The sequence below is a fragment of the Erwinia typographi genome, from assembly GCF_000773975.1.
Lineage (GTDB): Bacteria > Pseudomonadota > Gammaproteobacteria > Enterobacterales > Enterobacteriaceae > Erwinia > Erwinia typographi.
This window is the reverse complement of record NZ_JRUQ01000006.1, coordinates 104,757-130,282: the sequence shown is the minus strand read 5'-3', so window position 1 is coordinate 130,282 and position 25,526 is coordinate 104,757. Positions and strand designations below refer to the sequence as shown.

At 45.1% G+C, this 25,526-nt stretch carries 20 protein-coding genes; 2 read left to right on the top strand and 18 right to left on the bottom strand.

Features of this window, described 5'->3' with window-relative positions:
- The first annotated feature begins 107 nt into the window (after positions 1-107).
- Together NG99_RS01545 and NG99_RS01540 are read left to right on the top strand one after the other, a co-directional pair.
- Positions 108-905, top strand: a complete 798-nt coding sequence (locus tag NG99_RS01545) for an ABC transporter substrate-binding protein (RefSeq protein ID WP_034887671.1) — start codon at positions 108-110, stop codon at positions 903-905.
- Between the two features lie 54 nt (positions 906-959).
- Positions 960-2,075, top strand: a complete 1,116-nt coding sequence (locus NG99_RS01540; RefSeq protein WP_034887669.1) for a succinylglutamate desuccinylase/aspartoacylase family protein — start codon at positions 960-962, stop codon at positions 2,073-2,075.
- Between the two features lie 49 nt (positions 2,076-2,124).
- On the opposite strand, the gene gndA is transcribed toward NG99_RS01540, so the two are convergent.
- From gndA to NG99_RS01450, 18 genes are all read right to left on the bottom strand, one after another.
- Positions 2,125-3,531: an NADP-dependent phosphogluconate dehydrogenase gene (gene gndA / locus NG99_RS01535; protein WP_034887667.1), complete on the bottom strand. Its 1,407-nt coding sequence runs from the start codon at positions 3,529-3,531 to the stop codon at positions 2,125-2,127.
- A gap of 138 nt (positions 3,532-3,669) precedes the next feature.
- Entirely contained in the window at positions 3,670-4,788 is a 1,119-nt protein-coding gene (locus tag NG99_RS01530) for a glycosyltransferase family 4 protein (RefSeq protein ID WP_034887666.1), read from the bottom strand.
- A 1-nt stretch (position 4,789) separates the two neighbouring features.
- Complete coding sequence (locus NG99_RS01525) at positions 4,790-5,932, bottom strand: glycosyltransferase family 4 protein (RefSeq protein WP_034887664.1); 1,143 nt, start codon at positions 5,930-5,932, stop codon at positions 4,790-4,792.
- Complete coding sequence (locus tag NG99_RS01520) at positions 5,932-6,828, bottom strand: GDP-mannose 4,6-dehydratase (protein WP_034887662.1); 897 nt, start codon at positions 6,826-6,828, stop codon at positions 5,932-5,934. Before NG99_RS01520 ends, NG99_RS01525 begins: the two co-directional genes overlap by 1 nt.
- Complete coding sequence (gmd, locus tag NG99_RS01515) at positions 6,828-7,859, bottom strand: GDP-mannose 4,6-dehydratase (RefSeq protein ID WP_408606378.1); 1,032 nt, start codon at positions 7,857-7,859, stop codon at positions 6,828-6,830. The genes NG99_RS01520 and gmd overlap by 1 nt, the downstream gene beginning before the upstream one ends.
- 34 nt (positions 7,860-7,893) lie before the next feature.
- Positions 7,894-10,206, bottom strand: coding sequence for a glycosyltransferase family 4 protein (locus NG99_RS01510; protein ID WP_034887661.1), 2,313 nt, complete (start codon positions 10,204-10,206; stop codon positions 7,894-7,896).
- A complete protein-coding gene (locus tag NG99_RS27415; RefSeq protein WP_052130507.1) occupies positions 10,203-11,768 on the bottom strand; it encodes a class I SAM-dependent methyltransferase in 1,566 nt (521 codons plus the stop codon). Before NG99_RS27415 ends, NG99_RS01510 begins: the two co-directional genes overlap by 4 nt.
- A complete protein-coding gene (locus NG99_RS01500; RefSeq protein WP_034887660.1) occupies positions 11,768-13,024 on the bottom strand; it encodes an ABC transporter ATP-binding protein in 1,257 nt (418 codons plus the stop codon). Before NG99_RS01500 ends, NG99_RS27415 begins: the two co-directional genes overlap by 1 nt.
- A complete protein-coding gene (locus tag NG99_RS01495) occupies positions 13,021-13,815 on the bottom strand; it encodes an ABC transporter permease (RefSeq protein WP_034887657.1) in 795 nt (264 codons plus the stop codon). Before NG99_RS01495 ends, NG99_RS01500 begins: the two co-directional genes overlap by 4 nt.
- Complete coding sequence (gene cpsG, locus NG99_RS01490; RefSeq protein ID WP_034887654.1) at positions 13,812-15,191, bottom strand: phosphomannomutase CpsG; 1,380 nt, start codon at positions 15,189-15,191, stop codon at positions 13,812-13,814. Before cpsG ends, NG99_RS01495 begins: the two co-directional genes overlap by 4 nt.
- A 20-nt stretch (positions 15,192-15,211) precedes the next feature.
- On the bottom strand, positions 15,212-16,627 hold the full coding sequence (locus NG99_RS01485; protein ID WP_034887652.1) for a mannose-1-phosphate guanylyltransferase/mannose-6-phosphate isomerase: 1,416 nt from the start codon (positions 16,625-16,627) through the stop codon (positions 15,212-15,214).
- A 567-nt stretch (positions 16,628-17,194) separates the two neighbouring features.
- On the bottom strand, positions 17,195-18,208 hold the full coding sequence (galE, locus tag NG99_RS01480; RefSeq protein WP_034887650.1) for a UDP-glucose 4-epimerase GalE: 1,014 nt from the start codon (positions 18,206-18,208) through the stop codon (positions 17,195-17,197).
- Between the two features lie 48 nt (positions 18,209-18,256).
- Positions 18,257-19,153: a UTP--glucose-1-phosphate uridylyltransferase GalF gene (galF, locus tag NG99_RS01475; RefSeq protein ID WP_034887648.1), complete on the bottom strand. Its 897-nt coding sequence runs from the start codon at positions 19,151-19,153 to the stop codon at positions 18,257-18,259.
- Positions 19,154-19,433: 280 nt separating this feature from the next.
- Positions 19,434-20,453, bottom strand: coding sequence for a polysaccharide pyruvyl transferase family protein (locus NG99_RS01470; RefSeq protein WP_034887646.1), 1,020 nt, complete (start codon positions 20,451-20,453; stop codon positions 19,434-19,436).
- A gap of 96 nt (positions 20,454-20,549) precedes the next feature.
- Positions 20,550-21,716 (bottom strand): glycosyltransferase family 4 protein, encoded by a 1,167-nt coding sequence (locus tag NG99_RS01465; RefSeq protein ID WP_034887644.1) that lies wholly within the window; start codon positions 21,714-21,716, stop codon positions 20,550-20,552.
- A 46-nt stretch (positions 21,717-21,762) separates the two neighbouring features.
- Positions 21,763-22,782, bottom strand: a complete 1,020-nt coding sequence (locus tag NG99_RS27410; RefSeq protein WP_052130506.1) for a glycosyltransferase — start codon at positions 22,780-22,782, stop codon at positions 21,763-21,765.
- A 136-nt stretch (positions 22,783-22,918) separates the two neighbouring features.
- The gene (locus NG99_RS01455) at positions 22,919-24,394 is read right to left on the bottom strand and encodes a lipopolysaccharide biosynthesis protein (protein ID WP_034887643.1); all 1,476 of its coding nucleotides are present in this window, start codon (positions 24,392-24,394) and stop codon (positions 22,919-22,921) included.
- A gap of 14 nt (positions 24,395-24,408) precedes the next feature.
- Positions 24,409-25,440, bottom strand: a complete 1,032-nt coding sequence (locus tag NG99_RS01450) for a glycosyltransferase family protein (protein WP_034887641.1) — start codon at positions 25,438-25,440, stop codon at positions 24,409-24,411.
- Positions 25,441-25,526 lie beyond the last annotated feature (86 nt).

Below are 25,526 nucleotides of genomic sequence, written 5' to 3'. Positions count from 1 at the left end.
ACCGGCCTTTTTTTGCAGCACGCCAAAAAACGCAAAATAGTGATTCACACTCCGCAGGTGAGAAGGTACTCTTTTAGCCTGTATAACGTGATGAGATGTAAGGAAATATGGCTAAATTATCGTTTTCCCTCCGTCTGCGTCAGGTGGCCGTTGCCACGCTGATGGCCGGATGTGCTTTTGGTACTCAGGCAAAAATCGAACAGGTTCGCTTTGCCGTTGACCCAACCTATCCCCCTTTTGAATCAAAAACGCCGCAGGGCAAACTGGTCGGTTTTGATATCGACCTTGGCAATGCGCTCTGCGCCCAGATGCAGGCCAGGTGCGTTTGGGTGGAAAGTCAGTTCGACGGTATGATCCCGGCCCTTAAAGCGCGGAAATTCGATGCTATTCTTTCGGATATGGGGATCACTGAGGAACGTCTGAAGCAGATTAACTTCACCGTACCGCTCTACGATACGCATACGCAACTGATCGCCCGTAAAGGCTCTGGCCTGCTGCCGACCCCAGAATCGCTGAAGGGTAAAACGGTTGGTGTGGAACAGGGAACCGTTCAGGAACGCTATGCCAAGGCCAAGTGGCAACCGCACGGCGTGACTGTCGTACCGTACGGCGATCAGGCGCAGGTCGAAAGCGACCTGATTTCAGGCCGTCTTGATGCGGTATTTACCGATGCGGCTCAGGCGGCAATCGGCTTCCTGAAACAGCCTCAGGGTAAAGATTTTGAACTGGCCGGCCCCATTGTTCAGGATCCGATCATTGGTCCTGGTACCGCAATTGGCCTGCGTAAAGACGATGCCGAGCTGAAAACGGCTCTTGATAATGCCTTTGCCGGGATCAAAGCAAACGGCACTTTCGATAAGATTCAGCAGCGCTATTTTGCGACCGACATTTCGATTCAAAAATAGTGCCCAGGTCGCGCCTTTGCGCGCGACTCCCCTTCCCTGTCAAGTGAACCGACCATGCAAGAACGCCATCACCCCTTACTCAGCGCCTCGCTGGGAACGCAACGTGAACTCATCAGCTACCATTTTGGCAAGCCCTCATCGCGCCAGGTGTATATTCAGGCAGCCTTACACGGTGATGAGCTTCCCGGCGTGGCCGTGGCCTGGTACCTGAAGCAACGATTGAAGGTACTGGAGTCGGCGGGCCGGATAGAGGCGGCGATTACCCTGGTGCCGATAGCCAATCCGATTGCGCTGGCGCAACACTGGCACGGCATGCACTTAGGTCGCTTTGATACCGCTTCCGGGCAGGATTTTAACCGTCAGTTTGCTGGATTTGGTCCCGCGCTGGCAGAGCAACTGGAGAGTGTTCTGACGCAGGATGCAGAACAAAACCGAGATATTATTCGCCGGGTCGTCCGCGACTACTTTGAGCGAACAGAACCTGTTACCGAGCTCGGGTCCCTGCGACAGACGCTGATGGGCATGGCCTGTCAGGCTGACCTTATGATAGATGTGCACTGCGACTGGGAGGCAACTCCACACCTGTATACCACACCGCATGCCTGGCAGAAGATTGAACCTCTGGCTCGCTATCTGGGAAGTGAAGTACAGCTTTTAGCTGACGTCTCCGGTGGTGAGCCCTTTGACGAAGCCTGCTGTGAACCCTGGCTTTACCTGCAGCACGCCTTTGGCGGACGCTTCCCGATGCCGGAAGCACTTCTGCCGGTCACATTAGAACTGCGTGGGGTTCGGGATGTAAGCCATAAGCAAGCAGAAGAGGATGCGGAAGCGATAATTAACGCGCTGATTTTTTCCGGTTACATCAGCGGTGAACCGGCCCCACTTCCGGCCCTGCGTAACAATCCAGTGCCGCTGGCAGGTTGTGAATACATTACCACACCGCATTCAGGCGTTATCCTCCACCGTCGAGATATTGGCGAGTGGGTTGATGCTGGGGAAGTGGTTGCTGATATTCTGGACCCATTGACCGACAGGCTAACGCCTCTGGTGGCACAACACGGTGGGTTATTGTATGCGAGACACTGGGTTCGATTTGCTACGGCGGGGATGCTGGTAGTGCGGCTGGCTGGAAAAGAAGCTATCAGGGACGGGGATCTGCTGGTTCCCTGATACAAAAAAGGCTTCCCGAAGGAAGCCTTTCATTATAACAGGCTTGAAATTAATCCAGCCATTCGGTGTGGAACACACCCTCTTTATCGGTACGCTTGTAAGTGTGCGCACCGAAGTAGTCACGCTGAGCCTGAATCAGGTTCGCTGGCAGTACCGCAGAGCGGTAGCTGTCGTAGTAAGCGATCGCAGCGGAGAAGGTAGGCGTCGGGATACCGTTCTGCACGGCATAAGCCACAACGTCGCGAAGTGCCTGCTGGTATTCATCAGCGATGGTTTTGAAGTACGGAGCCAGCAGCAGGTTAGCGATGCTGGCATTGTCGGCATAGGCATCGGTAATTTTCTGCAGGAACTGGGCGCGGATGATGCAACCAGCGCGGAAGATTTTAGCAATCTCGCCGTAGTGCAGGTCCCACTTGTTCTCGTCAGAAGCCGCTTTCAGCTGGGAGAAGCCCTGAGCGTAGGAAACGATTTTGCCCAGGTACAGAGCACGGCGAACTTTCTCAACGAACTCGGCTTTATCACCAGTGATGGTTTTAACCGCCGGGCCGCTCAGTACTTTAGAAGCCGCAACGCGCTGAGTTTTCAGCGAGGACAGATAACGTGCAAAGACAGACTCGGTGATCAGCGACAGGGGTTCGCCGAGATCCAGCGAGCTCTGGCTGGTCCACTTACCGGTACCTTTGTTAGCCGCTTCATCCAGAATCACATCAACCAGATAGTTACCGTCTTCGTCTTTCTTGGTGAAGATGTCTTTGGTGATATCGATCAGGTAGCTGCTCAGTTCACCTTCGTTCCACTCGCTGAAGGTTTTCGCCAGCTCGTCGTTGCTCAGGTTCAGGGCGTTTTTCAGCAGCGAATAGGCTTCAGCAATCAGCTGCATATCGCCATATTCGATACCGTTGTGCACCATTTTTACATAGTGACCGGCGCCATCTGGCCCCATATAGGCCACGCAGGCTTCGCCTTCCGCGCGTGCGGCAATCTTATCCAGAATTGGCGCAACCAGTTCATAAGCTTCTTTCTGGCCGCCAGGCATGATGGATGGACCTTTCAGCGCGCCCTCTTCACCACCGGACACGCCGGTGCCGATAAAGTTGAAGCCCTGGTCAGACAGCTCGCGGTTACGACGAATGGTGTCTTTATAGAAAGTGTTGCCACCGTCAATCAGGATGTCGCCTTTATCCAGGTGCGGCGTCAGGGAAGCGATAGTTTTATCGGTCGCTTCGCCAGCCTGAACCATCAGCAGGATACGACGGGGTTTCTCAAGGGAATCAACAAACTCTTCGATGGTGTAGTAAGGAGCCAGCTTTTTGCCTGCGTTCTCAGCGATGACCTCATCAGTCTTCTCGCGTGAACGGTTAAAGATGGACACGGTATAACCGCGGCTCTCGATGTTGAGAGCCAGGTTGCGGCCCATTACTGCCATACCTACAACGCCGATCTGTTGCTTGGACATTACATACTCCTGTCTGAAGGTCACTCACGGCGCATGTCAGGTGCGCCGTGCGTCAATAGTGGCAAACATGTTAACTCAGGATAGCTGATTAAAGGTAGTGATTGGTGCGATAGTTAATGGCGAAATTGTCTGATTTTATTAACTACCCTGTAATAACGAGCGGTATAAAGAAGCATATTGCTCAACCATTGCTTCAGCAGTAAAAAGAGAGTCAAAACGCGCCCGGGCCGCTTCGCCGTATTGTTGGGCAACGCGCGGATTATCCCAGATAAAGTCCATGGCTTTACGCAGAGCTTTAGCATCTGAAGGAGGAATAACGACCCCGGTTTCTCCCTCAATATTGATATAGGTTGTCCCTGTACCAATTTCACTTGAAATAAGCGGCTTAGAATATAAGGCGCCCTCAAGCAGTGAAATGCCAAATGCCTCAGAACGCAGATGGGAGGGGAAAACCAGGCAGGTGGACAATGCCAGCAAGGCTGATTTATCCTCATTAGCCAGCGCACCAAGAAAATGAATATTATTAACGCCAAGCGAGGCCGCCTGCTGCTTCAACTCTTTTTCAATCGGCCCCGAACCAACGATGACAATCGGATATGCAGAGTCGCGGGCGGCTTCAATCAGAATATGCAGTCCTTTGTAATATCTGAACGCACCTATAAACAAAAAGAACCCGTCAGGGAACTTCTCTTGCCATTTACCTATCGTTGACTGGCTTACGTTTTCATAAAATTTCTTATCTAATCCATAAGGGATCACCGCAACCTTGTTTTGATGTCGCTGAAGAATAGGGCTGCTTTGAACATAATTAGGCGACGCGGCAACAATCTTATCTACGCTGCCAAGAAAACGGTGCATTAAAGGCGAGTAAAGCTTTAATAAAAACTTTTGCTTCACGATATCAGAATGATAGCTTAATACCGTGGGCTTATTGATCCCGGCAAGGAAATGCAGCATATCCATAAACGGATAGGGGAAATGGTAATGGACAATATCGGCATCTTCTGCCAGTTTTTTAAACTGCTTAACCGCAGACCAGGAAAATGGCGTTGATGCAATATCAAACTGGCATTTCGTGCGGTAGGCATAGTGGTGGTCTAATTTTTCAATCTTATCCGTAGGATTAGGGCTCAGCGTAAATACTGTCGACCGAATGTCAGCGGCCACGCCGCCTTCAGAAAGTTGATAAATTACCTGTTCTATCCCCCCGAAGGAATCTGGGTAGTAGGTCTTATAACAGTGCAGAACTTTTATCATTTTATCCAACAGCCTTTTTATACGCTTCCAGGGTTTTTTCTGCGCAGTGTTGCCACGAAAATTTTCTGGCCTGAAGGAGACCTCGCTCAATCATGCTTTCTTCAACGGAGGGGTCATGAATAATCCGCTGAATAGACTGAGTGAAGGTGTCGACATCTCCTGGCGCGGCCATCAGCGCTGCTTCACCCGCCACTTCAGGCAGCGACGTCGTATTTGAACAAATTACCGGCGTGCCGGAAGCCATCGCCTCCAGTACAGGTAAGCCAAAACCTTCATAAATCGACGGAAATATAAATGCTTTTGCACCAGAAAAAAGACAGGGTAAATCTTTAGATGAGGTGAAGCCGAGATATTTTAGCCACCCTTCCCGCTGACCTTTATCAAACAGTGAGAGCAGTGCCTCATTTTCCCATCCTTTATAGCCACTGATAACCAGCGGATAAGTCAATTTATCTTCAGCAGGTAAGTTTTCATATGCCTGTAGCAAGGTCAGAACATTTTTCCGCGGTTCTATAGTCCCGGTGTACAGAAGATATTTTTTATGGCTAAGCCCAAATTTATCCAAAGCCCGGTGCGTTTCAGCCTTGTCGTGCGGGAAAAATTGACCGCTGCTGGCCAGCGGAGCCGTAATAATTCTGTTGGGTTCAAAATCAAAATACTCCGCCAGCTCAAGACGCGTATAGTCTGAGTCCGTCAGCAATATTTTGGCTCGCTTTATCGTCTGTGCCAGCTCTTTCTGCATAAGGTGCACTCGCCCTTTTGGGTGAAACTCAGGCCAGTGAAAGACAGAAAGATCGTGAAAGGTAGCAACGGCGTGCGGCGTGTTGGGAGGAATATAATAATTTGGACTATGGAATACGTAGTCCTGATATTTTTTTATCGCGCGGCTTTTTAGCCAGGGATAAGTCAGGCGGTAGATATCGCTAACTAACTTACTTTTTTGCAGCCGACGCTTCAGCCCTTCCGACGTTTTTCCTGACTCACCGGCGACGGGTAGCTCACGGTTAACGCTCAGGCCATTCAAAAATATCAAGTCGGCGATGTCATTATGATCCTGAAGTTGCTGAGCCAGTTCATAAGCATAACGACCGATACCCGTAAGGGGATACTTAATACAATCCGTAGAGAGAATGACCTTGAGCATTAATTTTCCAGCATCCAGCGTAAAGTGGTTTCAAGAGGTACGGGCGAGAACGACGGGATCAGCGAAGCGAGCTTCTCAGTATCACCGCAAAGCTCTTTAATTTCATTTTCTCTGACAAATGCCGGATTGACTTCAATCCTAATCTTATGGCCAGTGATCTTCTCGCACAGATCGATGACGTCCCTTAATGAAGCCATTTTACCTGACGCCACATTTAGCGTCATACCGCCAGTTGGCAACTTGAGGATCTGAGCATAGCAAGAAACAATAAAGCGTACGTCCGAAAAATCACGCCAGACATCAATATTACCCAGTTCGATAACGTCCTTTCTCTCCCTGAAATGCTTAACGATTTTAGGAATAAGGAAGTTATCTGCCTGACCACAACCGGTGTAATTGAAAGGTCTGACAATATTAATGGGCAGTTTGTCAGCATAAAGAGCAACCAGGTACTCCATTGCAACCTTACTGACGGCATAGTCATTAGCTGGATTAAACGGCGTCAGCTCGGTTAATTTCCCAGCGGTGGTGTTGCCATAAACATTGGCGCTACTCGCTACCAGCACGGACTCAGGTTTAGTCGGTAGCTGAGTTAGCGCCTGAAGAAGATTCCGCGTACCGCCGACATTCACCTGGTAAAAGGCGTTTGCGTCAGCATGGCCAACAAAAGCGATAGCGGCAAGATGGACCACGACATCGGGCTGGATAGCCATCACCGCATCGGCGACCTGCTGATAATTTGTCAGGTCTACGGCATGATAATGGCTTGCACTGCTATCGGGCTGTGTGCCCAGACCATGGATTTCATATCCGGCAGCGGATAATTCCGCTGCCATATAATGGCCCGTAAATCCTTTGATCCCGGTGATCAAAGCACGTTTGCCATTATTGATCATCAGAAGGAGAATCCTTGTTTATTGCGACGCAGATCTTCTTCTACCATCATCTGGCACAACTGTTCCAGCGTAGTTTTAGGTTCCCAGCCCAGCACATCTTTTGCCAGCTGCGGGTTACCGATCAGCAACTCAACTTCAGCTGGGCGATAGAACTTAGGATTGACGCGCACCAGCGTCTTACCGGTAGCAACATCAATACCCACTTCTTTATCATCTTTCCCTTCAAAGCGCAGCTCAAAGCCTGCCGCTTTAAATGCCATAGAAACGAAGTCACGCACGGTTTCAGTACGGTTGGTTGCCAGCACGAAAGTATCAGGCTTCTCAGCCTGCAGCATCAGCCACATACCTTCCACGTACTCTTTCGCGAAGCCCCAGTCGCGTTTCGCATCCATATTGCCTAACTCAAGAACCTCCTGCTTGCCCAACTTAATTTTGGCTACGGTGTCCGTAATTTTGCGGGTTACGAACTCCTGACCGCGCAGTGGGGATTCGTGGTTAAACAGAATGCCGCTGGAGGCAAAGATGCCGTAGCTTTCGCGATAGTTAATGGTCATCCAGTGCGCGTAGAGTTTGGCGACGCCATAAGGGCTGCGCGGATAGAATGGCGTATCCTCTTTCTGAGGAATAGCCTGCACTTTTCCGAACATCTCAGAGGTAGAAGCCTGATAGAAACGGATTTTTGGGTTAACAATACGGATAGCTTCCAGCAGATTTACCGGACCAATACCGGTAATTTCAGCCGTCGTCAGCGGCTGCTCGAAAGAGACGCCTACAAAGCTTTGGGCCGCCAGGTTGTACACTTCAGTGGCGCCACTCTGCTGCAGCAGGCGAATGCTGGCTGACAGATCGGTTAAATCGTATTCAACCAGATGCAGATTCGCGTTGTTCTTGATGCCTAACTCTTCAATACGCCAGAAGTTAACTGAACTGGTACGACGGTAAGTACCGTAAACGGTGTATCCTTTGTTAAGCAGCAATTGAGCGAGATAAGCGCCATCTTGACCTGTAATACCAGTTACTAAAGCTTTCATTATATTCTCCATCATAAAATCAGCACAAATCAAACTATTGAATTACAGTAAGCTTTGCTTTTGAGACTAAATTAACACCGTTATGTTCACATGAACACTCAATGAAATAATTCCCGGCATTATTAGGGGGATTCAGCGGGAACCAGTTACTGTGTTCCGCATCAACAATCGTTAAATAATTTTCATCAACGGCTTCATCAGCAGGTGAAATCTTTACGTATATTTTCCCAATAGTATCGGAAGTTTTCTTTATAACTAAAATACGGCGTAGAGATTGTCTACCCGCTTTGACAACAAATTCAGTCCTGTTGAAAGCCAACCTGTCGCTTGAAATACCAAGCAATAAAGGATGTGAAGAATCAGATAATTCGAGACTCCTCATAAATTCCATTTCATCCCTGTAAGCGATAATTTTATCACTGTTTTCTGCAACTATTTCAGAAATCCCATGTTCTGATGAATCATAATAGTTCTGAAATGAAAAACCTTCCTGTGCCACGTCACTAACCCAATCAGTTGCATTTCCGGGCCAGCTCAATGTCTGATATTTCTGCACAGAGAAATTATCAGGCATCTCAAATTTCGCGATATTGAAATAAAGACTCCACTCATCGACGCCATGATTTCTCGCATCAGTAAGATAGAGATTATAAATTTCATTAACAAGTTTTTTATTGATAATTTGCGGCATATGCGAGGAAAAAGCCTTGGTATCGTAGCCAAAGCTTTTTAACAGGATGCCTGTTTTGATTAACCCATTGTCATAACTTGTTTTTTGAGGATAGGATCCAAGCCATGATTCGAGATTATTTGAATAGTAATAACAATTGTGGCTTTCACCATTTTGATAAAATTCACTGCCAATATCTTTAATCGCAATGTAATCATCATCAGAAGAAATGAAATTAGCTGAGATGAAATCTTGTTGATAAAGTTTTTGTCTGAGCAGTGTATTCCTTGTCTGATGATCAAGCACAGAAATCTCTTGTTCAGACAACAGTTCCTCATCCGTAATAATGTTATATTTTAATCCGCTATCAATCAGAATCCGTTCAAAATCATCATATAAAGATTTTTTAGTGAGAAGGACCACTGAATTAACAAAACGCATTCTTTCAACAACAGAATGTAAGCTCAAGCCAAATTTAATCGGATCGATTGAAATATAAACAATCTGTTCAGCTTTTGAAAGAAAGTCATAATCACCGGCATGTGCTTCAATTTTCTTAATATTATCAATAATCGTTTCGGCAACATCTGACCATGATGGAGAGATATACGCCTTAGCCTTGAGAATAAGACTCTCACGGTAATCCGGCTCGGCTATGATTCTTTTCATTATGTTGGCGAGCTGCTCTGGTTTCGCAAGATCAAAGACCTCTGCCGCGTCGCCAACTACTTCAGGTAATGCTCCACCGTTTGAAACAATGGTCGGAATGCCAAAACTCAACGACTCAAGCGCTGGCAAACCGTAACCTTCATAATGTGAGGTGGTTATATATGCATAGCATTTTGAGTAGAGAAAGGCCAATTCTTCATCGTTGACATCAGAAAGCCAGAAAATTGATTTATTATATTTTTCAGACGATTTTATATCGCTAATTAAATTATCAACATTCCATCCTTCCCTACCAATCATAACAAGATTAGCCTGAGAAATTCCAGAATCATTATAGATCTTAAGAAGCAGCTCATAATTTTTACGGGGTTCAAGTGTCCCGACCGCAACAAAGAAAGGCTTATTTAATAGATGTTCAAATTTCTGTTCCAGTGTAGCGAAATTTGAAACATCAGACTCGTCAACCGTAGGCAGAGGGCCTAGTGGGATAACGGCGCCAGGTTTTGGCACGCCCAAAAATTTTTGGGAGAAATCATCAATTTCGTCTTTAACAAATTGTGAAATAGAAAAAATAAAGTCGCTATAAGCGATTTTTGCATGAAAGAACTTAGTATAGCGAATGACAGTATTAGCATGGGACCATGCGGCATTAACAATTGGAACGCTATCATAATGTAAATTTATAATTTTAACGCCACGTTCTTTCAAATTTGAATAGAGAACATGGCGGTCAATGCCGTCGCTCCAGGCTGCGTCGATATCGAAAAAGGAATCGTCAGACGTTAGCTTGCTCGCTTTTAAAATTAATAGTTCACAATCTCCTTCATAGATAGCATCAGAAAAGGAGGTGAAATTTATAATCTTTAAAAACGCATGTAGCTTATAATCATATGTGACAAAGCAGAAACGCTTATCTTTAGACAGATGCTCACCCAGATTAATAACTACACGCTGTATTCCAGTACGTCGCTTAGTCGTATAGGTACTGGTAACGTTAATATATATCATGATTTAAACCAGCCAGATAAGTTTTTGCCACTGAATTCTTTATATTCATTACTATTTAAAATTACCGTACAGAGGTGTTTCACAGGATAATCCACCTCATTGACACTTCCCGGAAGACGGCCAAGCAATGAAATATAAAGTGCATAACCAATTGTATGATCGATGTTATTATGAGGCAGGGAATTAATTATAACATCATCATTTCCTAACTGAGCAATCTTAAGAAGTTTCGATATCCACATTTTCAACTCATCTGGATATTCAGAAAAGAAAGGAACTAATGCTTCACTGTCGAGAAGAATATCGAGATATTCACTGAATTTATTAGAATCGATGTTAGCGTGTTGATTAATAAAGACAGATAGCTCAGTGAAGTTCAGATTATTCAATCCTCCCATCGCTGCCGAGCCAGCAGCCTGATGAGGCAATGATTTTACTGATACAAAAGCGACGAAACGCATCAAAAGACGTCTTAGCTTTAATGTCGCTTTAGGATTAATAGCATAAAGCTTATAATATATTTTACTTGTTGTTTTAGAGAAAATAATGCGTTCAACAGCCGTTTTTATTTTATGCAGGCCTGGATTTCTGACTTTAACTTTAGCATTAGCTTTTCTTAAAAAACCGGTAAGTTTCCACGATGAACTACTATAAACAGCCTGCAATTCTTCATTTAATTTTTTGTTTTGACTTTTAAAGTTTTCCTCCAGGCTTTTATAATTACTTTCCAGCAGACTTAGATCTTTGCGGATCGCGATAGTATCAACTTCCAATGCAGACAACGCAGAAATCTTTTGCGTTAAATCTAATTTCTCTGCATTGCGTTTCTCATCATACATCAACAGCATATCACGCAGGCTATAGCCATATTTATTAGTAAATAGATTAGCAAACTTACCTGATTGAGGTTCGTTTCGTTTACTGGCAATGACCGCATAATCCTTACTTGTACCATTAATCACATCGAAAAGCCCAAGCTCTTCCTCGTTATCAAATTCTTTATTATGCTGTAGCCTTGCAGTGGTAGTCAGCCTGAATCCATGATGTTTAATCAAAAATTCGAGCAATAACGAAGGAATAGGTTTGTCATGCGTAGGATCTAAATGGAAGTTATTACTCCCCACAACCAGATTCTCCGCATTGGGCGTTTCTAATATGATTAAACCATTTGGTTTTAATACTCTAAATAAATTAGAAACCAACGCCTGTAGACTTGCAAAATCTATATGTTCAACAAAATGAAATGCAGTGATAAGGTCATATTTATTGTCAGGTGCGTCGGCCAGGAAAGTGAGCGCGTTTCCTTCAATAACATTTAAACTTTGCTTCCTTGCCGCCTCAAGCATTTGCTCGTCCAGGTCAATACCAAGCATATCATCTATGCCTAAGGTCTTTATAAACTTTAGCCACTCACCGCGCCCACATCCCAGGTCAAGCGCTACTGGGTTTGGCGTTTCAAGCAATAAACTCTGGATAAATGGGGTGTAAAAAGTCAGGCGTTGTGCGATTAATTGTTCCGAACCACGATAGGCGTCTTCGAATTTTCTGTAGAAATCTTGCATTATCTGGAACACTCTATTATAGGTGGAATCCATGAGCTACCGATGAATGTTTCGTAATCAGCATTAATTACGTTAAATACGATAGCGACATCTTTCCATAAAAAATTTTTAACGACATGGGAGCTTCCCATATGCGCTGCAATAGAAACAGAATAATTCCCTTCACCTATATTAGCCGGGAATTTAAACTCATAACTTATCTGTTCATCTTTCTGAACATCAAGCAAAGTCTTGTTAAAATAGTGAGTATTTGTACCGAATATTTCACGACCGTATCTATCTTTGATTACATAACCGATAACCAATTCTTTCAGCACTTCATGAGCTAACACAGTTAATTTAAGAACAACAGTCTGGCCTACTTTAACCACTTCAATTTGTCGATCTTCATCATCGGTCAGAGCGATATTGATTAACTCTACTTCGCCAGTTCCGGAGGTTAATTGTACTTTATTTTTATCTTTTTTATTCTCGCTAACAACAGGATCCACTACTTTAACGGGAGGCGTTTTGCGAGGACTGGTATCAGCTATTAATGCGTTATAATGATCGAGGACCTCTTCAGGAGTGCCTTCCATCACTTTCGCACCGCCTGAGATTAAAATAGCCCTGTCACAAATACTCTGAATCGCCTGTTTATCATGCGACACTAACAGCAAGGTAGTGCCTAACTCTTTAAACTTTCTTATCCGCTCGAAGCTTTTATGCTGAAAATAAGCATCGCCTACAGAGAGAGCTTCATCGATGATTAGAATATCAGGTCTTATTGCCGTAGCCACACTAAAAGCCAGTCTGACCTGCATCCCACTTGAGTATACCCTTACAGGTTGATCTATATATTCTTCAATCTCAGAAAATTCAATTATTTGTTTTATGTTGCGATTGATTTCGTTAACTGATAAGCCGATTAACTGCCCGGCCATATAAATATTTTGCCTACCGGTAAAATCAGGGTGAAATCCCATGCCTAATTCTAATAGCGCAGCAACACGGCCCTGAAGTTTTATGCTCCCCTCGGTCGAGGAGACGGTCCCAGTAATGAGTTTTAATAAAGTACTTTTACCTGCCCCATTGATGCCGATAATGCCAACTGCCTCGCCCGGGCCAATTGAAAAACTAACATCCTTAATAACCCATTTACGCTTAAAATTGTCAGGATTTTTCGATGCAAATATAATTGTTTTTAATTTTGAGTAGTTATTTTTATATTGTCGATATGCCTTCCCCAATTTTTCGACAACAATTTGAGTAGTCATAGTTCATCCACCATATCTTTGCTTCTTTTTTTGAACAAAATAATACACAATGCGCAACAAACAATTGACGAAATGAGACTGGGGAGAAGCATTCTGTAATCGCTGACATCACCGTAGACAAACATCTTTTGTGAGAATACGACAATACCAGTTAAAGGATTCAGCTCTACGATTTCTCTTGCCCAGCTGGGGAGAATATTTATTGGGTAAACTATAGGCGTTAACCAGAACCAGAATTGCATAAAAACAAAAATAAACTGTCCAACATCCCGAAAAAAAACATTTATTATTCCGGTAATCATCCCAAAACTAACGGCAAAAACAGATAACAGAAGAACTAATGGAATAACGAGCAGCAGAGAAATGAAGTGCACATGTCCTGAAAAAACAAGAACCAGAATAAATACGCCGAGAAGAATAGCGAAATTTATTATGCTTCCCCAAAAGACTATTACGGGCAAACAAATCTTTGGAAAACTAAGCTTCTTTAACAAATTCGCGTTTCTGATAAAAACAGTAACGCTTTTACTTAATATTTCCGAAAACAAGTTCCACATTATAATTCCGGAGCATAAGAATATGCTATACGCAAAATGATCGCTATTACCGGGTAATCTTGCCTTCATCAGGGTTGAGAATATTACCGTATATATCAATATCAGTGATATTGGTTGTATAAACATCCATACTGGCCCGAGAATACTGGATTGGTAGCGACTCTGAAACTCACGACGAACGCTACTGGTAATGAAACCTCTATAACGTAAAAGTTGCTTTAATGAATCAATCATTGTCCTTCTCTTCTCAAAAAACTCAGTAACCTTTCCGTTTCTCTGACCATTAAAGCTTTATCACCTTTACTTTCAACATTCAGCCTCACCAAGGGTTCAGTATTGGAGTTACGAATATTAAACCGCCAGTATTCAAAATCGAAACTAATACCATCAGTTTCATCAAGAATCCCTGAATCTTTATAAAGTGATATTAATTCTGAAATAACTTTATCGGTATCTGAAACCTTAGAGTTAATCTCACCGCTGCACGGATAGGCCTTCATTCTTTCCCCAACCAGTTCGGCCAGCGTCAATCCCTTCACGGCCAGCAGCTCGGCGGTCAGTAACCATGGGATCATACCGCTGTCGCAGTAGGCAAAATCGCGGAAATAGTGGTGGGCGCTCATTTCGCCGCCGTAAACGGCATCTTCCTGGCGCATACGCTCTTTGATAAAGGCATGGCCCGTTTTGGACATCACCGGGATACCGCCCGCTTTCTCGACAATATCGACGGTGTTCCACGTCAGGCGCGGGTCGTGAATAATTTTTGCGCCTGGCTCTTTGTGAAGAAACGCCTCGGCCAACAGCCCAACAATGTAGTAGCCTTCGATGAATTCAGCGTGCTCATCGAAAAGGAAGCAGCGGTCAAAATCACCGTCAAATGCGATGCCCATATCTGCGGAATGCGCTTTTACCGCATCGGCGGTATCTTTACGGCACTCAGGCAATAAAGGGTTGGGGATACCATTCGGGAAGTTGCCATCCGGCTGATGATGAACTTTGATAAATTCAACTGGCGCGCCTGCGGACTTGAAGCGTTTCTCAATCTCGTCGATTACATGCCCCGCCGCCCCGTTCCCAGAGTTGATAACCAGCTTCATGTTGCTACGGAAATTATTCAGATCGATATAGCCCATCAGGTGATCGATGTAGGCATCCAGTACCGAAATCTGTTTGTAGCTACCGCGCTTTGCAGCATTAACGGGGGAGAAATTATTTTCTTCAGCGAGCCGCTGGACATCACGTAGCCCGGTATCACCGCTAATCGGACGAGCGTTTTCTTTTACCAGCTTCATGCCGTTATAGTTCATTGGATTGTGGCTGGCGGTGACTTCTATTCCACCATCAATTCCCAGATGGAAAGTAGCAAAATAGATTTCCTCCGTCCCACTCATGCCGATATCCAGAACGTCCGTACCGGCATCCATTAATCCTTCAGCCAGCGCCAGCTTGAGCGCTTCGCTGGTCAGGCGAACATCGCCCCCCACCACAATGGTTTTTGGGGTCAGAAATTCCCCATAGGCACGCCCGATACGATAGGCAATATCCTCATTAAGCTCTTTGCCTAATTCGCCACGAATATCATATGCTTTGAAACAGGTTAATGCTGACATAGTTCTCTTCATCTTATCCATTAACTGCGACCGAACTGCTCTTTGATTTCGATAATATCGTCATCGCCTAAATAAGAACCAGACTGGATTTCAAGCAGTTCAAGCGGGATCTTGCCCGGATTTTCAAGCGTGTGCACCGAACCAATAGGAATAAATGTCGACTGGTTTTCCGTCAGCAGAATCGTTTTATCTAAAATAGTGACTTTTGCCGTACCGGAGAGAATCACCCAGTGCTCAGTGCGATGGTAATGCATTTGCAGATCGAACGCCTCGCCAGGCTTAACCGTAATGCGATTAACGTTAAAACGCTCGGCCTGAACGACGAGATCGGCACGGCCCCACGGCCAGTAGGTTTCGCGGTGTTTACGGTACTCAGTACGGCATTCCGCTTTGAGGAATTCGACCACGCGCTTAACGTCCTGGACCTGATCTCTTTTGGCTACCAGAACGGCATCTTTGGTATTCACAATAACCAGATCTTCAACGCCAATCGCCGCAACCAGCTGGTCATCCGTGTTGATATAACAATTCTTTGAATTATGAACGAAGGTATCACCTTTGAGAGAGTTGCCGCTGTCGTCTTTTTCATTGACTTCCCACAGCGCCGACCACGATCCTACGTCGCTCCAACCTGCATCCAACGGCACAACGATGGCATCAGCGGTTTTTTCCATTACCGCATAGTCAACAGATTCATCCGGGCAGAGATTAAAGTCTGCTTTATCGATACTGATGAAGTCGCCGCCCGCCTTCACATTAGCCATCGCGCGCTTGCACGCTTCCAGAATATCCGGTCTGAATTTCTCCAGTTCCTGGAGATAGCGTTTGGCACGGAACATAAACATGCCGCTATTCCAGTAGTATTCGCCGGAGTTGATATAGCCTTCTGCCGTTTTCAAATCGGGCTTCTCAACAAAACGCTGGACCTTATAGGGCGATGCCTGCTGGCCGGAAACGCTTTCGCCACGGTGGATATAACCATAACCTGTTTCAGGGCCGGCAGGCACGATGCCAAAGGTAACAAGGCTACCTTCTTCAGCGAAGGCAATGGCTCGTTCTATTGCCGCATGAAATGTTTTTTTGTCATCAATGATATGGTCCGCTGCAAGCACAAGCAGAATCGGGTCTTCATCATGTTCAATGGCATTGAGCGCGGCGAGTGCAATAGCTGGCGCCGTATTGCGGCCTACCGGTTCAAGGATAATGTTGTGCGATAACTTTTTAATTTGTCGGAGTTGCTCGGCCACCAGGAAACGATGTTCTTCATTGCAGATCACCACCGGCGATTGCGCTTCCACACCAGAAAGACGCATCACCGTTTCCTGTAGCATTGAATGCTGTCCGTGCAGGCAAATAAACTGTTTAGGGTACAGTTCACGCGATAGCGGCCACAGGCGACTGCCGGTTCCACCGGCCATAATTACTGGAAGTAACATTCGACAACCTCTAACGGAAAGTATTTCGCAACAAACGCTCAGTCATTGCTCAATTATCGTACTTAAAAATAAATAGCAGGCACGCTACCGCCCCTGGCTTGCAGCTACCAATCTACTGTACAAACTAAATTCAAGCTGCCACTCAGTCCACATTCCCTCCCTTTAGCAGGGAAAATTGTTCTGTAACTTTAGGATTAATTTTACCTGTGCCCGAGCGTAAAAACACCCTCTACGCTAAAGATTTCAAAATATTGACCTATGGCTTTAGGAATTATCTTAGCTACTGAGGCTAATACCTTGATTTACATAGATTGAGAGTGATATTTCCACATAATAATTGCATAACAAGTTGGTTACAAACTTTAATCTTTAAAGTGGGATGCGAGGGTGGGTTGTTTTATTTTTGACCATAATGAGCAGGAAATATCTTTTTATATGCTGTTTGACTGTGGAAAGAGATGATAAAAATCTGAGCAATAGAGGAGGTAGTGTGAAGTGTGGTGACGGCGAGGAGGGATAAAGAAATGCAGGCCCGCCTATGCGGAGGCGAAGCGGGCCAGAATACTCTTAATTATAACCGTTTGGATTCTTACTTTGCCAGTTCCAGGTATCGCGCATCATCTGATCGACACCGCGAGATACGCGCCAGTCCAGCTCTTTATCAGCCAGTGAAGCATCGGCCCAGAACGCGGGCAGATCGCCAGCGCGACGAGGAGAGATCTGATAGGGAATTTCGCGTCCGGCCGCCTTCTCAAACGCCTTAACCATCTCCAGCACGGAATACCCTACCCCAGCACCGAGGTTATAGGCTTTATAGCCTTCCACCGAAGCAATATGATCCAGCGCCTTAAGATGTCCTTCGGCCAGATCCATCACATGGATATAATCGCGCTCGCCGGTGCCGTCTTTGGTGGGATAGTCGCCGCCAAAGATGCCCAGCTTCTCCAGACGGCCAATCGCCACTTGCGCGATATAAGGCAGCAGATTATTAGGGATGCCGTTCGGGTCCTCACCAATCTGGCCGGACTCGTGCGCGCCTACCGGATTAAAGTAGCGCAGCGCGATGGTTTTGAACTGCGGGTTAGCTTTCGCATAGTCACGCAGGATAAATTCAACCATCAGCTTCGAGGTGCCGTAAGGACTGGTCGTGCCGCCGATTGGCGTAGTTTCCACATAGGGAACCGGCGCATCAGCACCGTAAACCGTCGCCGAGGAGCTGAAGATAAACTGATTTACGCCAGCGGCCCGCATCTCTTCCAGCAGCACGAGCGTGCCGGTCACATTGTTCTGGTAATACTCAAGCGGCATACGGGTAGATTCCCCCACCGCTTTCAGGCCAGCAAAATGAATGACCGAGGAGATGTTATGCTGCGCAAACAAGTCGCGCAGGCAGGCACGGTCCAGAATATCCCCTTCACAGAAGGTGGCCGTCTTCCCAGTCAGCTTTTCTACCCTGCTGATGGATTCGCGCGATGCATTACTCAGGTTATCCAGTACCACTACGTCGTCGCCACGCTCAAGCAGCGTCAGCACCGTGTGAGAACCGATATAGCCAGCTCCGCCCGTTACTAAAATAGCCATATAAACTCCTTGTAACCACGCGCGACGCGGCTACGTTAGGGTTGCGGTTTATTTTGCCAGAATCTTTTTGATCTCTTCGCGGAACTCACGTCCCTGCGCGTTGTTTCTAAGACCCCAGGAAACGAAGGCTTTCATATAACCCAGTTTGCGACCGCAGTCAAAACTGGCGCCTGAAAGCTGATGCGCTTCAACCGGCTGTTTTTTCGCCAGATTGGCGATAGCATCGGTCAGCTGGTAACGGCCCCAGGCACCCGGTTCAAGGGTTTCCAGCTCGGTCCAGATATCCGCAGACAGAACGTAACGCCCTACCGCAGCCAGATCGGAACTTAAAGTCTGTGGATTTTCAGGTTTCTCGACGAACTCGACGATCTGGCTGACCTGACCTGGGTTATCCATCGTCTCCTGAGTTTTAATTACCGAGTATTCGGAGAGATCGGCCTCAGGCATGTGATGGACCAGCACCTGGCTGCGCTGGGTTTCTTCGAAACGCGCGACCATCGCGGCCAGATTATAACGTAGCGGGTCAGCCGTTGAGTCATCCAGCAATACATCCGGCAGAACCACCACAAACGCTTCATCATGCAGCATTGGACGAGCGCACAGAATCGAGTTTGCCAGGCCAAGCGGCTGCGGCTGGCGTACGTTCATAATCGTCACGCCCGGAGGACAGATAGACTTAACTTCACTCAGCAGCGAACGCTTAACGCGAGCTTCCAGCAGCGCTTCAAGCTCATAAGACGTATCAAAATGGTTCTCAACCGCATTCTTAGATGCGTGGGTGACCAGAACAATTTCCTTAATCCCTGCGGCAACGCACTCATCAATGATGTACTGAATCATCGGTTTATCGACAATCGGCAACATCTCTTTAGGAATGGCTTTAGTAGCAGGTAGCATGTGCATACCCAGACCTGCAACGGGGATAACTGCTTTCAATTTAGTCATAGTATTTCCATCACTGATGTTAAAAATAGAGATTCCGCAGTCAAACTTCCCTACAGAGGACAATCTCATGGGTATCCGTCCATTGACCAGCTGTAGTTTAATAGCTAATACCGTAAATGGAATATTTCTTGTGGTCGACAGGGAGATTATAGGATTTATCTCTGCCTTATCTTCGAGCAAGACCCCCTATTAAAACATAGAGTTACATCATCACTTCGGGTATCAAACTTTTAAACCTACTGAAACAGAGCGTTCCAGACAGCCTGCCGGGCAAGGAGCTTTACCAAACAGTGTTTTTCACAATCTGCAATTGTTCATGCAGGCGAGACAAATTGTTTGCGAAAATGGCATCGTCACTGAGAAAACCTTGACGATTTTTTGCCACTTCTAACTTTTTTGCCACCTGTTCGACCATGGCAGCATCCCAGCTGCTGTTTATTTTATCTTCTTTACTCCTCACCACTTTTTCTGGCAAGCGTAAAGAGATATAGCGAATCTTATCGATATGCCGCTGCAACCCAGTTGAGCTTTTCAACTGGATACGGTATTTAAAATCATTGATGGCATATTCAACATCTCTCCCCTTCACGCTCTGATTGCTGCCGTGGTACATAACACCACTTTTACGTAAAGCGTTGGTGGCGTATTCCCCGCCCAGCACTGTCGGCATATAAGGCGTGTCAATTGTTTGTGCCCAATCCAGCCACTTAAACGTGCTGATTTCAGTGGAAGTCACCATCGGAACCCATGGTACACGCATGGCATCGGCGATGATGGCCGCATGCATAGCGTCGGCAAGAACCAGCTTAGCGTGGCGAATTTTGTTAATGACTTCTTTCGCCTCCGTACGTGGATCGATATACGTTACCCCGGCCATTTTACAGACGTTTTCCCACTGTCCATGAGCCAGCGCTTTATGATGAGGAATAAAAATGACGCCTGAGCGTTCACTTTCGGGCAGTGGGGTGAATTCCGGATGGCTATGTAAAAAAGCCGCGCCGTCAGTAATATATTGGTGTTTTTGCAGGCCTAGCACGTTTGCGCTTAATGGACCACGAACACATTTAATATCCCAACTGGCGTCACCAAACCCTGCCGGAGGAAAACCATAGCCAATGCCGCTGCCAAACACGATCCATTTTTTTGCTTTAGGCATTTCAGGACTAATAATTGTACCTATTGCAGAGAAACGAACATCTTCATTATCATCGAAAAAACCAGGCAATAAATCATTCCAAAGCCATTTATTAATATCGTCACCGAAATTACCCAGCCTGGACTTATAAAAATACAATTTCATAACTGCTCTCCGAAGATAAATTCATTTCAAATTAATTTAATAATTTTCTTTGCACATTATTGCACAATACGTACAAATTCGACAAAGGGAAAAGTCTTATTGTTGGTAGATGTTGTCCAGAGTTTGTTTATATCTTTCAGGATCGTGTTGTAGCTTTATGCGTTCAATTGATTTATTTGCCCGAACAGGGATAAGCTGTGGGTTATTAACCACGTCAACTATTATTTTCTTCAACGATGAGACAATTTTATCACGAGTACGTCGTTTATCTTCAGCGGTATCGATCAATAACTCACCAAAGCGGTTGAGCTTGAGATCAATCAGCCAGCCAGCGTCATCACCATTAATCTCAGGCATCGCTCTGACATTGGTAGTCACAACCGGACATCCACAGGCCTGCATTTCCAATACTGAATAACCATAGGTATCACCCCAGGAGGGCAAGAGACCAATGTCAGTACGCTGCATCATCTCGATAACCTGTTGGTTCGGTAGTGACTGATATGCTTGCAAAAAAGGGAGTGTTCTTTGAATTTCGTCTAACTTTTGATAAAACGCCTCATCATCAGGGAAACGACCATGCAAATAATTCTGCTTTTGCTGAGTATCTCCGATGATATTCAGTGAGACTTGTTCAGCATTAATTATGCCATCCTGATAAAGTTCACTGAAGGCTAAAAGCACTTCAGCTCCCCCTTTGCGATAGAAATCTTTACCAATAAACATAAAGTTTATTTTGCTGTCGTGGCGATGTTTCACTTCAGTAAAAAGTGTTTGTGGAGGATGCACGACACGCACCTTGCTGGCTATCTGCTGTTCAAGGTCGGGGTAACAGGAAAGGAGTGCCATCTGAATTTTTTTCGCGCACTCTGAGATGGCAATCAATGCAATACAATTGTCTCTGGCTGCCAGTGAAAGCATTTTTCGTGTTTTTGCATTCGGCAACATCAGATTTTCACCATCACGAACCCGATGAAGCGTAATATTTTCACGGATACGCGGTACGGCCGTTTCAAATGTCACGGCCCACATCATATCAGTAATGGGAATATGATTGAAGAAATGGAATAGATCCAGACGATGTTTTTTTAGTGAGAAAATGGGGCGAAAAATGAAGTTCGGTTGAGTTATCCCCATCTTCGCCTGGACAAAATTCAAATATGTATAAAAATTATTCTTCTTAAGATTAATAAAAGTATTACCGTCGTTGCAGGTGATACATCTTTTTTCTGGATAGGCATTATTTGCAAGGCCAATAATCATAATATCGTCTCGGAAGTTAGTCAGATATGATATTGGAAAATCATTATCATTTAAAAAAATTAAGGAAATTTCGGGCTTTAATTTTTAATGAGAACAGCACATAAAAAAAGAGAGGACTATTATGATTAATCAAAAAACAGAAGAGTTTATTAACCGTACTTCCGCCTTCAGCACTAATCCTACGATGATCTTTCGCTTTATAGAATTCCTGTCTAAAACACTTATATCCTTTGGTCAAGCTAATATCACCACGTACCGCGTTTTCACAGCTGAGTGTGATATAATTTAACGTCATCCAGTCACGAATTTGGCTGACGTCAACCCGCTGAGAGGCCAGATAATCAACCATGATTGTGTCGGCTTTGTTCGTATTGATTGCCCGTCCCTGATCAAACTTTGTCGATAAAGTACCCGATGAGTATTTAATATAACGATACCCCATCAGTGGACTCATAACTACATGCTGTGCATGTTGAAAAGCATGAATATTAAAAACCCGGTCTTCTGAATGATGCATCGTAATATCAAACACGATCTCGTTACCATGGATAAGCTCTGTCCTGAATAACTTATTCCAGACAGTACTTAGATTATTCTTCCTCTTATAGTTATTGTAATTTTTTATAACTTCCAAACCAGAACAGCGCATATTATCGAACTGATACGTGTAGATCTGTTTAGAGTCCATGAAGAATATATCATAGGAGAAACTCACTACGTCAGGCACAGGTTGCGTCGTATCGGCTAACGTAGTTTCAAGTAAACTGAATATCGCATGAGCATCAAACTTATCGTCAGGATCGCAAAACCACAGGTAATCCGTTGTTACCTCAGCTAATCCAGCATTACGTGCACGCGATACACCCGAATTTTTCTGATCGATTAATGTAAAATTGGCAGCGCTTTCAGCTTGTGCCTGGCAAAGTGCTTTACTGTTATCAGTAGAACCATCATTAACGAGGATGATTTTTACCTGCTCTTCGGGAAACAGGCTCAACTGAGAAAACAGATATGGTAAAAATTCCTCTGCATTATAAACAGGAACCACGACGGATAAAATACTCATCAATTTTACTCATATCCTTAGTCACAGAACTTAGAGACACGTATATACTATGAATCATAAAGTCAGGCACCAGCAGAAAACCCTGATGGCGCCTGTCCCAAATTCATCAGCGCATAACGTTATATCACCGCAGAAGTTAAGCTGCTTTTTTCACTTTAAGTTTATTAGCCATACTGAAGAAAACACCTAACTTGTCTTTTCTGGTAAAAACCAGGGTAAATACAAGATAAAAAGCGCCGCCAAGAATAATATCCACTGAAATTTTTAACCAGCCACTTTCCAGTTTAAGTAATGAATCAACACCCCACAGGAATACGCACATTAACAGAGAACCTAAAATAGGTTTTGTTATCTCAGCCATATACTGCCGCCAGGTTATATTCAGCAAGGTAATTGCACACCAAACTGAAATCGGATAAAGCAAAATAGTGCGTAGTGTAAATGCTAATGCTACTGCGATAATGCCATATTTTACAAATATTAGAAATGCAACGACGTTAGATATCGCATACAGCATGGTCAGTTTTGCCTGCCAGTTAGGTTTATCTAGCGCGAACATAACCGAATTATTGTAATAACCGATTGAAGTAATAAAACCGGCAAAACTTACGATTTGCATCACTGGAACAGATTCAATCCATTTAATACCCAACAATTGCAGCGTTAAGTCATAGGAAAGATAGGACAATCCAATAAATGCAGGAGCTGTGGCACTGATCGTGATAAAAACAGCATTGAGATAACGTTTACGGAACTCTGGAAGCTGATCGCGAAGCCTCGAAAATGCAGGCAGTGAAATCCTTGATAGCGCGAAGGAAAGTACCGTATTCACCGTATTGACAATACGTTTACCGGCAAAATAAATACCAGAGGCCGAGCTTCCCAGGAAGTAACTGATAAATGCAATATCTGAGTTCTGATTCATGAAGTTGGTGAATCCACTCAGCGCAACATGTTTCGAATAAGAGAGCAGCTCCTTCATCGATTGTTTCGAATATTGCATTGACGGCTTCCATGGAATTGTAATCCACAGAATCACTGTTGCCGAGACGTTAGTCACCACCTGCTGTAATACCAACGCGGTAACACCCATCCCCTTCCAGGCAAAATAAATCCCCACGATGCCGCCCAGGGTAATAGAGATAACCGACCGTATAGCCAGCGCTTTAAATTGCATATTGTGCGTCAGCCATGCTTCGTGAGTACGGCTGAGCCCGCTGGTGACAATGATAATGCAGGTGCCTCGCACCACAGTGGCCAGCCCTTCAATCCCCATGACTCTTTCGAAAAAATCGGCCAGCACATAAACGACAATTACGCCGGGGACCGCAATCAAATTACAGAGCAAAAATGCAGAGTTATAATCTTCAACGCTGGGCTCTTTCTTCCTGACAATAGCCGTAGCGATACTGTCATAGAAGACCGTTCGAAAGAATAGCGTCACCATAATCGCGACGCTTAGTACACCATACAAATGTGGCGATAATAGTCTTGCCAGAACCAAAAAGATAACAAAGGTGATGATTTGCGAAAACAAGTTTGATAACAACGACCATATTGCACCGGATGCAAGACTGGCTCGATGTTTATTTGGATTATTTTCAGTTGCCACGTTGTATACCTTAATCAAACAGAACTGGGTTTCACATAGTTCTTAACAGTGAGCAATTTTTCCTGAAGTTTTTGCAGATTATCGTTGAATACCGCATCTTCGCTCAGATAGCTGGTGCTCTCAGACGCGCGTGCGAGACGCTCTGAGGCACGTTCCATATAGGCGTTGTCCCAACTTCTTGGCGATTTATTTTCCATCCGCTGGAACATTCTGTCTGGCGCATTTGCGGTGAAATAGCGGCTGTACCGCGTATATTTCGGCCACCAGCTCTTATTTTTAAGTTTACGGGCACGGATGAACTCATTGATAACAGTATCGATATCAGCGTTCGGATAAAAATATTTCTCACCGTAGAAAGGAAGACTTTTATTACGCCAGGCCTCACGCATTGAACTGCCACCTAATACCAGAGGGTTATAGCCCTGCTGAATAGTTTGTGTCCAGTCCAGCCATTTGAACGTGTTGATTTGATCTGATGTCACCAACGGCACCCAAGGCACACGCATCGCATCAGCGATAATTGCCGCATGCATGGCATCAGCCAGTACCAGTTTCGCTTTGCGGATTTTGTTGATAACGTATTTAGACTCATTCTGCGGGCTGACAAATTCAATACCGGCCATCTCACAAACTTGCTGCCAGCGCCCGGTGTGCAACGCATCATGATGTGGGATAAAAATTGTGCCACTACGTTCTGCTTCGGGTAAAGGCTGAAACTCTGGCAGGCTTGCCAGTAGCGCCGCACCATCGGTAATCGCTTTTTCCTTCGGCAAACCAAGAATATGCGCACTTAACGGCCCTCGTACCGAAACGATGTCCCAACCTTCACCACCAAAGTTGTAAGGCAAACGTCCATAACCTACCCCACTGCTGAAGACAATCCAGTTTTTGGCTTGAGGAAGACTGGAGCTCAGGATAGTACCGATACCTGCAAAACGTAAACTTTCATCATCGTCGAAAACACCCGGTAGCAGTTCATCCCATAGCCACGCATTCAAATCATCACCAAAGTTACCGGCTGCGATCTTAAAATAATAGACCTTCATTATGTCTCCCACTTAAAAAGAAATATTTTTATAGAAATAAAGATTAAAATTTCTCAACGGATAAAAAACCGCGCCGGACGGTTTTT

Bases quoted from the DNA above. Each gene is read 5' to 3' on its own strand.
- NG99_RS01545 (WP_034887671.1), top strand. From the start codon at position 108: ATGGCTAAATTATCGTTTTCCCTCCGTCTGCGTCAGGTGGCCGTTGCC.
- NG99_RS01540 (WP_034887669.1), top strand. From the start codon at position 960: ATGCAAGAACGCCATCACCCCTTACTCAGCGCCTCGCTGGGAACGCAA.
- gndA (WP_034887667.1), bottom strand. From the start codon at position 3,531: ATGTCCAAGCAACAGATCGGCGTTGTAGGTATGGCAGTAATGGGCCGC.
- NG99_RS01530 (WP_034887666.1), bottom strand. From the start codon at position 4,788: ATGATAAAAGTTCTGCACTGTTATAAGACCTACTACCCAGATTCCTTC.
- NG99_RS01525 (WP_034887664.1), bottom strand. From the start codon at position 5,932: ATGCTCAAGGTCATTCTCTCTACGGATTGTATTAAGTATCCCCTTACG.
- NG99_RS01520 (WP_034887662.1), bottom strand. From the start codon at position 6,828: ATGATCAATAATGGCAAACGTGCTTTGATCACCGGGATCAAAGGATTT.
- gmd (WP_408606378.1), bottom strand. From the start codon at position 7,859: ATGAAAGCTTTAGTAACTGGTATTACAGGTCAAGATGGCGCTTATCTC.
- NG99_RS01510 (WP_034887661.1), bottom strand. From the start codon at position 10,206: ATGATATATATTAACGTTACCAGTACCTATACGACTAAGCGACGTACT.
- NG99_RS27415 (WP_052130507.1), bottom strand. From the start codon at position 11,768: ATGCAAGATTTCTACAGAAAATTCGAAGACGCCTATCGTGGTTCGGAA.
- NG99_RS01500 (WP_034887660.1), bottom strand. From the start codon at position 13,024: ATGACTACTCAAATTGTTGTCGAAAAATTGGGGAAGGCATATCGACAA.
- NG99_RS01495 (WP_034887657.1), bottom strand. From the start codon at position 13,815: ATGATTGATTCATTAAAGCAACTTTTACGTTATAGAGGTTTCATTACC.
- cpsG (WP_034887654.1), bottom strand. From the start codon at position 15,191: ATGTCAGCATTAACCTGTTTCAAAGCATATGATATTCGTGGCGAATTA.
- NG99_RS01485 (WP_034887652.1), bottom strand. From the start codon at position 16,627: ATGTTACTTCCAGTAATTATGGCCGGTGGAACCGGCAGTCGCCTGTGG.
- galE (WP_034887650.1), bottom strand. From the start codon at position 18,208: ATGGCTATTTTAGTAACGGGCGGAGCTGGCTATATCGGTTCTCACACG.
- galF (WP_034887648.1), bottom strand. From the start codon at position 19,153: ATGACTAAATTGAAAGCAGTTATCCCCGTTGCAGGTCTGGGTATGCAC.
- NG99_RS01470 (WP_034887646.1), bottom strand. From the start codon at position 20,453: ATGAAATTGTATTTTTATAAGTCCAGGCTGGGTAATTTCGGTGACGAT.
- NG99_RS01465 (WP_034887644.1), bottom strand. From the start codon at position 21,716: ATGATTATTGGCCTTGCAAATAATGCCTATCCAGAAAAAAGATGTATC.
- NG99_RS27410 (WP_052130506.1), bottom strand. From the start codon at position 22,782: ATGAGTATTTTATCCGTCGTGGTTCCTGTTTATAATGCAGAGGAATTT.
- NG99_RS01450 (WP_034887641.1), bottom strand. From the start codon at position 25,440: ATGAAGGTCTATTATTTTAAGATCGCAGCCGGTAACTTTGGTGATGAT.